Here is a 12,780-nt window from a genome sequence, read left to right on the forward strand (position 1 = left end):
GGTGTTGGGAGTGGCGGCCACGATAGGGCCCGGATTGTTGGTTCGTTTGATTTGAATCAATCGGAACTTCGAGCGTCCGTTAGAATGCAACCATTCGCTTTGCGCTTGGCCCACCGGAGCCCTCGTATGAAGACGTCTCTTGTTGCAATCGATTTCCACGGGCAGGCCTGTGCCGATTGTGCCGTGCGGGGATTCAGTGTCTGTGCGTCGCTTGACCAGTTTGAGATGCGCGAATTCGAGCACCTCAGCCGCCGAGCCCATTTTGCGACCTGCGAGACGGTTTTCGCGCAAGAAGATACGTCGTCCTGCTTCTACAATTTATTGGATGGGGTCATGAGGCTCTACAAGCTTCTCCCCGACGGACGCAGGCAGATCGTCGGATTTGCGCTGCCCGGCGACTTCGTCGGCATGACGACGGAGGAACGGCACGGATTTTCGGCTGACGCGATCGGTCCCGTCACCGTCTGCCAGTTCGCGAAGGGACCGTTCGGACGCTTTGCCGAGGACAAGCCGAATCTGCTGCGCCGGATGAACGAACTGGCCGTGCAGGAGCTGAATCAGGCGCGTGATCACATGGTACTTCTCGGACGCCGATCAGCCGAGGAGAAGGTCGCGACATTCCTCGTTGGCTGGAGGGATCGGCTGGTGGAGCTTCGGGGGGCCTCTAACATGGTACCGTTGCCGATGAGTCGGCAGGATATCGCCGACTATCTCGGGCTCACCATCGAGACCGTCAGTCGAACGTTCACGAAGCTCGAACGGGAGGGCATCATCGCGATCCTGCCCGGGGGCGTCTCGCTTCGGGACTCGGCGCGAGCTGAAGCAATGGCTGCTGCCTGACATCGCGGGCGAAATCCGCATTGCATTGATCTGGATCAAGGACTGTCGCGCAGCCGATAGGGAACTGTGTCTCAAACTCGAACAGGGGGAGAGAGACATGCCGCTGGACGCTATGATGGTCAGCTTTGCAGTTGTGGGGGTTTTTGTCGGGTTCGCTGCGGTCCTGCTTTGGGCTGATTCACAGACAAGGCATCGGGTGTGAGGTACAGGCTGCCCTTGGGCTGCGGCATCTTGCGCTCAGAAGAGTAGCGCTGCCAGTCCGACGGGGCGGCTGGACGACTCTCACGCGTTGCACAACGTATGCAGGGCCCGTCCCGGCGGCGTAAACGCCTCCGGCGTCGATTGGCACATGGCTTCGCCGTTGAGCGTTCGCCGCATTTTCCTGGACAATCCGCCGATCTGCCGTATTCCGAGATGCAATGAAATCGAGGATCGGTGGTCGCAAGTCCGAGGGATCGTTTTTGCTGGTGGCTGTAGGCGTGTCCATAGTCCCCTGACATCCGCGGGGCCTTGGCCACCAGCTTTGGACATTTCCCTTGGGCGGCGGTATTCGGACGCCTGGGAGATGCGGTGTGACTGAGGAAAAGCGGGCGAGCGTCCGACCTACCAATAACGGCAAACTGTCGGTGCTGCGTCAGCATCCGATTTTTCGTGAGCTCGAGGCTGATGCGGTCGATCAGCTCTGCCGCTACGCCAAGCCGACATCGCTCAAGCGCGGTGCAACCATCTTCTCAAAAGGCGATCCTGGCTCGAGCTTATATGCCGTGATCAGTGGCACCGTCAAAATCAGTGTCTCGTCGCCCGACGGCCGCAATGCCATCCTGAACCTGATCAGCGCGGGTGAGATATTCGGCGAGGTCGCGGTGCTCGACGGACGAGAACGCACAGCCGATGCAACGGCCAACACGAATTGCGAGATACTGGTCATCGATCGGCGCGAATTCCTGCCGTTCGTGAAGAGCCAGCCGGTGCTGGCAATGAAATTCATCGAGCTGCTTTGCGATCGGCTGCGCTGGACCAGCGACCAGGTCGAGCAGGTCATCCTCCAGGATCTTCCTCGCCGCCTTGCCAGTGCACTGCTCGGCCTGACCGACAAGCGCAAGCTGGATGCCGCGAGCCGCACCATTGCCATCACTCAGCAGGAGATCAGCGAAATGGTCGGCATGACGCGGGAGAGCATCAACAAGCAATTGCGTGCGTGGGCCGCGCGGGACTGGGTCCGCCTCGAGCACGGGGCGATCGTTCTTCTGAACCCCGAGCCGCTACGCGGATTGGCAGAGACCGGTCAAGACGAGGACGAGTAGGGGCCGAGAGGCATTTTCCGGCGTCCTGCTGAACCGATGATGGCCGCATCCGGCCAGCGATCGATCGTGATCTTGATCGCATCCTTGGCTGGAACCTGCCGGCTGTGGGGATGGTCTTCGCGATAGGCGAACACGGTACAGAGCAGGATCCGCGAGAAGCCGAGCAGCAGTCCCGGGAATATACCCGCCATGAGCAGCACGCTGATCGAGAACGCCCCACCGGTCGCGAGCGAGTACAGGACGGCGTTGTGGCTTGGTGGCGCCAGTACAACAGGACGGCCATCGGTTCGGGCCAGAAGATCGCGCTGTTCAGGACGTAGCGCGTGAAGACCGCCCAAAGGATGAGGGCTAAGATCAGCACGAGCGCCGTCACGCCCACGATGACGCAGGCGAGATGCAGCGCATCCATCGCCGGCGATGGAGTCCGGCCATCGTAAGCCTCCCGATCGTCCGAACCGAGCGCGCGGTCTACGCGATGTCCTGAATGCGCTTGATCATTTCTTGGTGCTTCGGACCGTATTTGTCCCAGACCGGCTTTACGGCCTTCTGGAACGGCGCCTTGTCGGCGATTTCGACGATTTCGGAGCCGGCGGCCCTGGCCTTCTCCGTCGCTTCCCGCTCGTAGACCTTCCAGAGTTCGCGTTCCTCCATCTGTGCTTCGCGTGCGAACTTCTTGATCAAGGTCTGGTCGTCGGTCGACAGGTTCGCCCAGGCGCGCTTCGAGAACGCGAGGACTTCTGGAATGACGAGATGCTGGGTGAGCGAATAGTACTTCGCGGCCGTGTAGTGATTGCTGAAGACGTAGCTCGGTAGATTGTTCTCGGCCCCGTCGATCACGCCGGTCTGCAGCGCGCTGAAGACCTGATCGTACCCCATCGCGACGCCGTTGCCGCCGAGCGCGTTCATCATGTCGATGAAGATGGGATTGCCGATCACGCGAATCTTCAGCCCCTTGACGTCCTCCACCGTCCTGATGGGCTTCTTGGTATTGTAGATGCTGCGCGCACCCGAATTCATCCAGCAGAGTGCGACGAGATTTGCGCTGGCATTGGCGCTGACGCGGTCCAGAAGGTCCTGACCGATCGGACCGTCCATCATCTTTTCCGAATGTTCGATGCTCTTGAACAGGAAGGGCATGTTGACGACGTTGACGTCATCGACGATCGGGCCGAGCGCGCCGGCGCTGACTCGCAGCATCTGGATCGCCCCGATCTGGGTCTGCTCGATGGTCTCTTTCTCGCCGCCGAGCTGAGCGGACGGATACATCTGTATCGACAGCCTGCCGCTGGTGGCCGCCGCAAGCTTCTTGCCGAGGTTTTCTGTTGCTGCAACCGTCGGATACCCCGGCGGCTGAACGTCGGATGCCTTGAACACCGCCTTCGATTGCGCAAGGGCGGCCGAGATCGGCGGCAGCGTTGCAACGCCCGCAAAGCCCACGCTCAGTCTGATGAAATCGCGTCTTTTCATGGCGTCTCTCCGCCGAAGTGATCGTGTCGCCGCAAGGTTCGATGCGATCATCTCGCTAGCTTGGTTGATCGAAATACTCTGGATTCTTGGTCTGAATTTCAGAGATGTCGTCGAGCAGGCGTTCCAGATGACTCGCCATGGCAGCCCGGGCACGATCCGGATCGCGCCGTTCGATGGCCTGAAGGATTGGTTCGTGCTCTGCGATCACTTCGGCCATCCGTCCGATCTGCGGCAAGGTCAGGCGGCGATAGCGGTCGACGTGAACCTTGACCTGAACGATCAGCTTCCAGATACCGGGATAGCCGGCGACCTCGGCGATGCCAGCGTGAAACATCTCGTCGGCCTGGTGGAAGGCTTCGCGATCCTTTGCGGCGCAGGCCTCGCGCTGACGTTCGAGGGTCGCATGCAGGTTGAGCAACTGGCTCGATGTTGCATGCTCGGCCGCCATCCGTGCGGTGGTCTCTTCGAGAGACTTTCGGATGATGATGGTCTCGGGGAGTGCTGCGACCGGAATGCGCGAGACGAAGATGCCGGACTGCGGAAAGATCTCGACCAGCCCTTCGTCCGAGAGCTTCAGAATGGCCTCGCGGACCGGTGTCCTGCTGACGCCATAGGCCGTCGCGATCTGCGCTTCCGAAATCGGTTCGCCCGGCAGGCGCACGAGCGACACGAGTTCCGACCTGAGATCGGTGTAGATGCGTGACGCTGCTGTCGCGCCGCGGGGTCGACCATTGCGGCGCATGCGGGCCACCACGGGCCGTGGCGCTGCGGCCAATTTCCTCGGGGGGCGACCGGACATTTTCGTTTCCTCAACTGATATATTAATATATGAAACTCGCTTTGCAATCGAAATTGCCGTCAGCTGAGGGCTCGTGATGGTGCGCTGCGATGTAGACCGTCGCAGGCAGCAAACACGAGCACGCAACAAAGCCTATCGTCTTTTCTTGCCGTCTTCATCTCGCCCCTAACGGCGGATCAGCCGTCGTCGGCGGCGACTTGTCCACGTCCAGAACCAGATCTGCGGTGATGCAGACACGTACGAATCTTGTTCATGCGAATGCCTCGCGAATGCTCTCGGCGGATGCATTCTTTGATGCTACCAATCGGGCATGAACCAGCAGACCCGCGTCGATATCCGCCATTCCACCTGCCCGCACGATTGTCCGTCCGCCTGCGCGCTCGACGTCGAAGTGCTCGATCGGAAGACGATCGGCCGCGTTCGCGGCTCGAAACGGCAGACCTATACGGCTGGCGTGGTTTGCGCCAAGGTCGCGAGATATGCCGAGCGGATTCATCATCCTGAAAGGCTGATGCATCCGATGCGTCGCGTCGGTCCGAAAGGATCAGGGCATTTTGCACGCATCTCTTGGGACGAGGCATTGGACGAGATCGCGGAGCGGTTTCTCCAGGCGGAGCGGGATTTTGGCGCTCAGTCGGTATGGCCGTATTATTACGCGGGCACGATGGGTCTCGTGATGCGCGACGGCCTCAATCGTCTCACCCATGTGAAGAAGTATTCGCGATTCTACTCGACGATCTGCGCCAATGTCGCGCGTATCGGCTTTGCCATCGGCACCGGGAAGATCGCCGGCGTCGATCCGCGGGAAATGGCGCTCTCGGACCTGGTCGTGATCTGGGGCACGAACCCGGTGAACACGCAGGTCAATGTCATGACTCATGCCGCGCGCGCCCGAAAAGAGCGGGGCGCCAAGATCGCCGCGATCGATGTCTACGACAATGAGACGATGAAGCAGGCCGACATCAAGATCATCCTGCGCCCAGGCACCGACGGCGCCTTTGCCTGCGGCGTGATGCACGTGCTGTTTCGCGACGGCTTTGCCGACCGCGCCTATATGGAGAAGTACACGGACTGCCCTGCGGAACTCGAAGCGCATCTGCAGACGCGGACGCCGCAATGGGCATCGCAAATCTCTGGCGTTCCCGTGGCCGAGATCGAGGCGTTCGCCCGTCTGGTCGGAGAGACGAAGCGCACCTTCTTCCGGCTGGGTTACGGCTTCACCCGTAGCAGGAACGGTGCCACGCAGATGCATGCGGCATCCTGCATTCCCGCGGTGACGGGCGCCTGGCAGTACGAAGGAGGCGGGGCCTTCTTCAACAACGCCGCGCTTTGGCACTTCGATGAGTCGATCATCGAGGGCCATGACGCCGTGGATCATTCCACCCGCTTCCTCGATCAGTCCCAGATCGGGCGCATCCTGACGGGAGACGCGGTGGCCCTCTGTGGAGGCCCGCCAGTCAAGGCGATGCTGATCCAGAACACCAACCCGATGACGGTGGCGCCCGAGCAGGAGCTGGTTCGCAACGGATTTGCGCGCGAAGACCTTTTCGTCGCCGTCCACGAGCAGTTCATGACCGAGACGGCGCAGATGGCGGACATCGTGCTGCCCGCCACGATGTTCATGGAGCATGACGATCTCTATTACGGCGGCGGCCATCAGCACATCTCGGTCGGACCGAAGCTGATTGATCCACCGGGTGAGTGCCGCTCCAACCACGAGGTGCTGCAAGGCCTGGCGCGGCGGCTGCGGGCTGTGCATCCGGGCTTCGAGATGTCGCCGCGCGAGCTGATCGATGCGACGTTGAAGAAGAGCGGCCATGGCGATATCGCCGGGCTCGAGGCCGATGTCTGGCGTGACCTTCAGCCGGACTTCCGCACGTCGCACTATCTCGACGGCTTCGCGCACAGGGACGGCAAATTCCACTTCAAGGCCGACTGGGCTCATCCGCCATTCGGACGCGTCATGGGCAATCCGGAGCGCATGCCGTCATTGCCCGACCATTGGGCGGTGACCGAAGAGGTCGATCAGCAGCATCCGTTCCGGCTTGCAACCAGTCCCGCACGCTCGTTCCTCAACACCTCCTTCAACGAGACGCCATCGTCGCAGGCGCGGGAAGGGGCCCCCTCCGTCATGATCCATCCGCTGGATGCAGCCCCGCTCGGCATCGTCGACGGCGACATCGTCGCGCTCGGCAATGAGCGCGGACAGACCTCGCTTGCGGCCCGGCTGTTCGACGGAGTCCGGCGCGGAGTGTTGATCGCCGAATCGATCCATCCCAATCGCGCCCATGTCGGGGGACGCGGCATCAACGTGCTCACCGCCGCCGACACCGTCGCCCCGATCGGGGGCGCGGCCTTCCACGACAACAAGGTCTGGCTGCGCAAATCGGCAGGCTGACCCACTGGGGCAAGCCGAGTTATCGAAAATCCCTTCTGATTCGAGGGCCCTAATTGCCCCTCACGCCGAGGGGCGGGCGCCTCGCAGGATCATTTTACCCTTCTTTGACGTTTTACATTCTCTTCTTGAGCGTCGTTCAAAAGTGCGATATATATTTTGAGCGTTGCTCAAAATATGGAGAAGTCTCATGCAGGTTCTCGACTCTCGCGCTCCCCATTTTTTTTCGACCAATGCGCCGACAGGACTGAACGGTCTCGCGCGGTTCGCGTCTCACCTTTTGACGGCGCGCGTCGAGCGGATCGCAAATGCTTGTGATGTTGCCGGTCTGCTGGCTGCGCGGCGAACGAGGCGGCTGGCGGGACAACGTCTGTTTCGTGCCGCCGGGCGCGAAGGGCACCGGCTGCGCCGTGGCGGCCTGTTCGGCTGCTTCCACTACCTGAGCGAACTGACCTGACCTCGTCTCAAATCCCGATCTGATGCGCAACGAAGCGGTCACCATGTCCTCGCGTCCCACCCCCTCCGTCCCGTTGCCATCGGTCTGGATAAGCCTTTTGCACACGACCTTCGCGCTATTTTCCGTCCTGGTCGGCGACCAACAACAGAACGCCTAACCGCATGACCGCGTCTAACGGGATGCATCGCCGGCTCCGCCTCATTTCATCACCAGCCTTCAAGACTCTTGCGATCCTTGCGGCCAAGCCGCTGCAGCACACCAGGAATCGATCATGATCAAGCAGTTGATGTCGTCGCGCCGTTTTGCCCCGCTGTTCTGGGCTCAATTCTCCTCGGCGCTGAACGACAACGTCCTGAAGAATGCGCTGGTCATCATGCTGCTCTATGGCGCCGTGGCAACGCATGGCGACGCGCTTGTGACCGTGGCGGGCGCCGTCTTCATCTTTCCGTTCTTCATCCTGTCCGGGCTCGGCGGCGAGCTGGCGGATCGATATGTTAAGGGAATCGTGGCGCGCCGGCTCAAATTCGCGGAGATCTTCGCCGCAACCTTTGCGGCGCTGGGCTTCTTTCTGCATTCGATCCCGCTGCTGTTCGTCGCCCTCGGCATGTTCGGTGTCATTGCCGCGCTGTTCGGTCCCGTGAAATACGCCATGCTGCCCGATCAACTGACGGTCGGTGAGCTCGCCACCGGCAACGCGCTGGTCGAAGGCGCGACCTTCATGGCCATCCTGATCGGCACCATCGCCGGCGGCCAGCTCGTCTCCGGCTCGTCGCACATGGGATGGGTCGCTCTCGCCGTCATCGGCCTCGCGGTGATCTCCTGGGCGTCGGCCTCGCGCATTCCGCATACGTCGCCGTCGGCCCCCGATCTGCGCATCACGGCCAATCCCTGGACCTTGACCTCGCACCTTCTCAAGTCGCTGTACGCCGCGCCGCGGCTGTGGGACGGCATGGTGATCGTGTCCTGGTTCTGGCTGGTCGGCGCCGTCGTGCTGTCGCTGCTGCCGGCGCTGGTCAAGGATGTCGTCGGCGGCACCGAGGGCGTGGTCACTCTGTGCCTCGCCATCTTCGCGATTGGCATTGCCATCGGCTCGCTGTTCGCAGCGCATCTCAGCCACGTCAGGCCGAATCTCGCGCTGGTGCCGATCGGCGCCATCCTCATGGGCGTGCTCGGCCTCGATCTGTCCTGGGCGATCGGGACGACCGAGGCCGCAAAGGGCCTCACGCCGCTCGCCTTCGTCGGCTCTTGGGCGGGCGCGCGCATGCTGATCGATTTCGCCGTTTTCGCCTTTGGCGGCGGCCTGTTCGTGGTTCCGGCGTTCGCCGCCGTGCAGGCCTGGTCGGAGCCGACCGAGCGCGCCCGGGTGATCGCTGCCGGCAACGTGCTGCAGGCCGCCTTCATGGTGGTCGGCTCGCTGGGCGTGGCCGGTCTGCAGGCCGCAGGCGTCTCGATCGCCTGGATATTCTTCGGTCTGGCTTTGGCGAGCTTCGGCGCCGTTTGGTTCGTGTTCAACAAATGGGGCAGGGAGGGCGTGCGCGACTTCGGCGCGATGCTGTTCCGCGCGCTGTTCCGCACCGAAGTGCGCGGCCTGGAGAACCTGCCACCGGCCGGCACCCGCATGCTGATCGCGCCCAACCATGTCAGCCTGATCGACGGTCCGCTGCTCCACGCGGTGCTGCCGATCGATGCCACCTTTGCCGTCGACACCGGGATATCTAAGGCCTGGTGGGCGAAGGTCTTTCTGAAACTTGTGAGGCACATCACGATCGACCCGACCAAGCCGCTCGGTGCTCGCGATCTGATCAAGCTGGTCGCCAGCCAGGAGCCGGTGGTGATCTTCCCCGAGGGCCGCATCACTGTGTCGGGCTCGCTGATGAAGGTCTATGACGGCACCGCGATGATCGCCGACAAGGCCGACGCCATCGTGGTGCCCGTTCGCATCGAGGGCGCGCAGCGCTCGCATCTCAGCTATCTCAAGGATGGCCAGATCAAGCGCTCGTGGTTTCCCAAGGTGACGGTGACGATCCTGCCGCCGGTGAAGCTCACCATCGATGCGGCTCTCAAGGGCAAGACCCGCCGCAATGCGGCCGGCGCGGCGCTGCAGGACGTGATGATCGACGCCATGGTCAAGAACGCCATGCTGGATCGGACGCTGTTCGAGGCGCTCGCCCATGCCCATCGCGACCACGACACCGGCAAGGTGATGATCGAGGATCCGCTCGGCACCAAGCTGACCTATCGCAAGCTGCTGCTCGGCTCGCAGGTGCTCAGCCGCAAGCTCGAGCAGGGCACGATGGTGGGCGAGAACATCGGCCTGTTGCTGCCGAACTCCGCCGGCGTCGCCGTGGTGTTCATGGCGCTGCAGTCGATCGGCCGCGTGCCGGCAATGCTGAATTTCTCCGCCGGCCCGGTGAATGTGCTGGCGGCAATGAAGGCGGCGCAGGTCACGACCGTTCTGACGTCGCGGGCCTTCATCGAGAAGGGCAAGCTCGACAAGCTGATCGCGGCGATCGAAGGACAGGCCCGCCTGGTCTATCTCGAGGACGTCAAGGCCTCCGTCAGCCTGGCCGACAAGATCAAGGGGATGATCGACGGCACCAAGCCGCGCGTCGCCCGCAATGCCGACCATCCGGCGGTGATTCTGTTCACGTCCGGCTCCGAAGGCACCCCGAAGGGCGTCGTCCTGTCCCATCGCAACATTCTCGCGAATGCCGCGCAGGCATTGGCGAGGGTCGATGCCAACGCTAACGATCTTGTGTTCAATGTTTTGCCGGTCTTTCACTCCTTCGGCCTCACTGGCGGCATGATGATGCCCATGTTGGCGGGCATCCCGATCTACATGTACCCGTCGCCGCTGCATTACCGGATCGTGCCCGAACTGATCTACCAGACCGGCGCCACGATCTTGTTCGGCACCGACACCTTCCTGACCGGCTACGCGCGCTCCGCTCATGCCTACGATTTCCGCACCCTGCGGCTGGTCATTGCCGGCGCCGAGCCGGTCAAGGATCGGACACGGCAGATCTACATGGAGCGTTATGGCATCCGCGTTCTCGAAGGCTATGGCGTCACCGAGACCGCGCCGGTGCTGGCGATGAACACGCCGATGGCCAACCGTGTCGGCACCGTCGGCCGCCTGTCGCCGCTGATGGAGTATCGGCTCGACAAGGTGCCGGGCATCGAGGAGGGCGGACGGCTTTCGGTCCGCGGCCCCAACGTCATGCTCGGCTATGTCAGGGCCGAAAATCCCGGCGTGCTCGAGGCACTGCCGGAGGGCTGGCACGACACCGGCGACATCGTCACCATCGACGCGCAGGGCTTCATCACGATCAAGGGCCGCGCCAAGCGCTTTGCCAAGATCGCCGGCGAGATGGTGTCGCTGACGGTGGTCGAGCAGATCGCCGCGGCTTTGTGGCCGCAGGCAGCCTCGGTCGCGGTGTCGATCCCCGACCAGCGCAAGGGCGAGCGCATCGTGCTGATCACGACGCAGAAGGATGCCGAACGCTCCGCGATACAGCGTCAGGCCAAGGCGCAAGGCGCGCCGGAGCTTGCGGTGCCGGCCGTCGTGATGGTGGTCGACAAGATCCCGCTGCTCGGCTCGGGCAAGACCGACTATGTCGGCGCCAAGGCGCTTGCCGAGGCGAGTGCGGCAACCGCTACGACGGAGCGCGAGCCGGAGGAGCGGGAAGTCGCGTGATCGCATCGCTGCGCCGGCGTTCTCAGCACAGTGGCCCCCGCGACGCGGGGGTTGTGCTGCTGCATGGCATCGCCGGCCGGTCATTGATGCTGCGTCCGCTGGAAAAGCGGTTGCAGCGCGCAGGTTTTGCGACGCTGAACCTCGACTATGAGAGCCGCAAGAAGCCGCTCGAGTTTCTTGCTGACGACATCCGCCCGGCGATCGCCGATTTCGCCGCCGGGATCGACGGTCCGGTCCATTTCGTCACCCACTCGATGGGCGGGCTGCTGGCACGGGTCGCGATCGCGAAGCATCGGCCGGCGCGGCTCGGCCGTGTCGTCATGCTGGGAACGCCCAATGGCGGCAGCGAGCTCGCCGACCGGCTGCAGAACGTCGGGCTGTATCGCGCCTATTTCGGGCCGGCAGGCCTGCAACTGGTGACCACGAAAGACGTCACGCTCGCCTCCTTGCCGGCCGCCGACTACGAGATCGGCGTGATCGCCGGCAACCGTTTCCTCGACCCGATCGCCGGGCTGTTCCTGCTGCCATGGCCGAACGACGGCCGCGTCTCGGTCGAGAGCTGCAAGCTCGTCGGGATGACGGACTACACGACCGTCAAGGCCTCGCACGTGGGACTGCTGGTGCATCCGACGTCGTTCCGGCAGACCATCGCGTTCCTGCGTACCGGCCAGTTCGAGCCTGCGCGTCCGCTGCTGCGCGGCGTCATCGATGAGATCGGCCGCCGCGCGGCCTCCTGACGCAAGTTTTCCTTGCTCCTCGCGGCTATCCCGCGACAATCTCGCATCCGACAGCAAGCGACAGGCAAGGCGATGACCGACGACAGCGTGATTCTCGACAAGCGCGGGCAGGCCCTCTGGATCACCATCAATCGTCCGGAGAAGCGCAACGCGCTGAATGGCGACGTCATCGCCGGCATCTCGCGCGGCTATCGCCAGGCGCATGACGATCCCGGGGTGCGCGTGATCGTGCTGACGGGGGCGGGCGACAAGGCGTTCTGCGCGGGCGCCGACCTGCAGAACTCCGGCGCGGCGTTCGCGATGGATTTCTCCCGTCCCAATGTCGACTATGCCGATCTGCTCAGGCTGTCGCAGAATGCCACCAAGCCGGCGATCGCGCGGGTCGGCGGCGTCTGCATGGCCGGCGGCATGGGCCTGCTGTGCATGACCGACATGGCGGTCGCGGCCGATCACGTCCTCTTCGGCCTTCCGGAGGTGAAGGTCGGCGTGTTCCCGATGCAGGTCCTGAGCCTCTTGCAGAGCATCGCGCCGCCGCGTCTCGTCAACGAATGGGCGCTCACGGGCGAGCCGTTCGACGCCAAGGTCGCGCAGGCCGCCGGGCTGCTCAACCACGTCGTTCCCGCCGCCGAGCTCGACGGCAAGATCGACTGGCTGATCGGCCGCCTCGTCGACAAGTCGCCGACCGCCATCCGCCGCGGCAAATACGCCATGCGCGCCATCGCCTCGATGTCGTTCGACGAGTCCATCGCCTATCTCGAAAGCCAGATCGCGCTGCTCGCGATGACCGAGGACGCCAAGGAAGGCCTGAAGGCATTTGCCGAGAAGCGCAAGCCGGTGTGGCCGGGGAAATGATTTCGCTCGTATGATGAGGTCGTCATTCCGGGGCGCGCGTAGGGCGATCCCGGAATCCATACTCCCGATGGCGGTTATGGATTCCGTGCCCACGCCTTGCAGGCGCGGTCCGGAATAACGCTGGTGGAGACGTGCGCGCGTTCTCAACATCGTCGCCATCGTCGAGCAACAGAATATATTCGTCAGCAATCTCGCGGCGCCGTGCGCCCGAGTCCCGTTCTGGTCTCAGCAC

The 12,780-nt window shown here is 63.1% G+C and carries 10 protein-coding genes; 7 read left to right on the top strand and 3 right to left on the bottom strand.

Annotated features, from left to right (window positions below):
• Nucleotides 1-126: 126 nt before the first annotated feature.
• Together ACQR1F_RS03745 and ACQR1F_RS03750 are read left to right on the top strand one after the other, a co-directional pair.
• A complete protein-coding gene (locus tag ACQR1F_RS03745; protein ID WP_315803586.1) occupies nt 127-840 on the top strand; it encodes a helix-turn-helix domain-containing protein in 714 nt (237 codons plus the stop codon).
• Between the two features lie 572 nt (nt 841-1,412).
• Entirely contained in the window at nt 1,413-2,144 is a 732-nt protein-coding gene (locus ACQR1F_RS03750; protein ID WP_315803585.1) for a Crp/Fnr family transcriptional regulator, read from the top strand.
• Here the strand turns inward: ACQR1F_RS03750 and ACQR1F_RS03755 are convergent.
• The 3 genes from ACQR1F_RS03755 to ACQR1F_RS03765 form a co-directional block, all read right to left on the bottom strand.
• The gene (locus tag ACQR1F_RS03755) at nt 2,126-2,482 is read right to left on the bottom strand and encodes a TRAP transporter large permease subunit (RefSeq protein ID WP_434912539.1); all 357 of its coding nucleotides are present in this window, start codon (nt 2,480-2,482) and stop codon (nt 2,126-2,128) included. The genes ACQR1F_RS03750 and ACQR1F_RS03755 overlap by 19 nt on opposite strands.
• A gap of 130 nt (nt 2,483-2,612) precedes the next feature.
• Nucleotides 2,613-3,611, bottom strand: a complete 999-nt coding sequence (locus tag ACQR1F_RS03760; RefSeq protein ID WP_434886399.1) for a TRAP transporter substrate-binding protein — start codon at nt 3,609-3,611, stop codon at nt 2,613-2,615.
• Nucleotides 3,612-3,666: 55 nt separating this feature from the next.
• The gene (locus tag ACQR1F_RS03765) at nt 3,667-4,353 is read right to left on the bottom strand and encodes a GntR family transcriptional regulator (protein ID WP_316180167.1); all 687 of its coding nucleotides are present in this window, start codon (nt 4,351-4,353) and stop codon (nt 3,667-3,669) included.
• 367 nt (nt 4,354-4,720) lie between these two features.
• Here ACQR1F_RS03765 and ACQR1F_RS03770 point away from each other — a divergent pair, with 367 nt between their 5' ends.
• From ACQR1F_RS03770 to ACQR1F_RS03790, 5 genes are all read left to right on the top strand, one after another.
• On the top strand, nt 4,721-6,808 hold the full coding sequence (locus ACQR1F_RS03770) for a molybdopterin oxidoreductase family protein (RefSeq protein ID WP_434912540.1): 2,088 nt from the start codon (nt 4,721-4,723) through the stop codon (nt 6,806-6,808).
• Between the two features lie 187 nt (nt 6,809-6,995).
• Nucleotides 6,996-7,262 (top strand): hypothetical protein, encoded by a 267-nt coding sequence (locus ACQR1F_RS03775; RefSeq protein ID WP_315803580.1) that lies wholly within the window; start codon nt 6,996-6,998, stop codon nt 7,260-7,262.
• A 271-nt stretch (nt 7,263-7,533) separates the two neighbouring features.
• Nucleotides 7,534-10,959: an acyl-[ACP]--phospholipid O-acyltransferase gene (locus tag ACQR1F_RS03780; RefSeq protein WP_434912541.1), complete on the top strand. Its 3,426-nt coding sequence runs from the start codon at nt 7,534-7,536 to the stop codon at nt 10,957-10,959.
• On the top strand, nt 10,959-11,696 hold the full coding sequence (locus ACQR1F_RS03785) for an esterase/lipase family protein (RefSeq protein ID WP_315803791.1): 738 nt from the start codon (nt 10,959-10,961) through the stop codon (nt 11,694-11,696). Before ACQR1F_RS03780 ends, ACQR1F_RS03785 begins: the two co-directional genes overlap by 1 nt.
• 72 nt (nt 11,697-11,768) lie before the next feature.
• Nucleotides 11,769-12,548, top strand: a complete 780-nt coding sequence (locus tag ACQR1F_RS03790; protein WP_315803578.1) for an enoyl-CoA hydratase/isomerase family protein — start codon at nt 11,769-11,771, stop codon at nt 12,546-12,548.
• Nucleotides 12,549-12,780 lie beyond the last annotated feature (232 nt).

This window comes from Bradyrhizobium sp. HKCCYLS3013, from assembly GCF_051167615.1.
Lineage (GTDB): Bacteria > Pseudomonadota > Alphaproteobacteria > Rhizobiales > Xanthobacteraceae > Bradyrhizobium.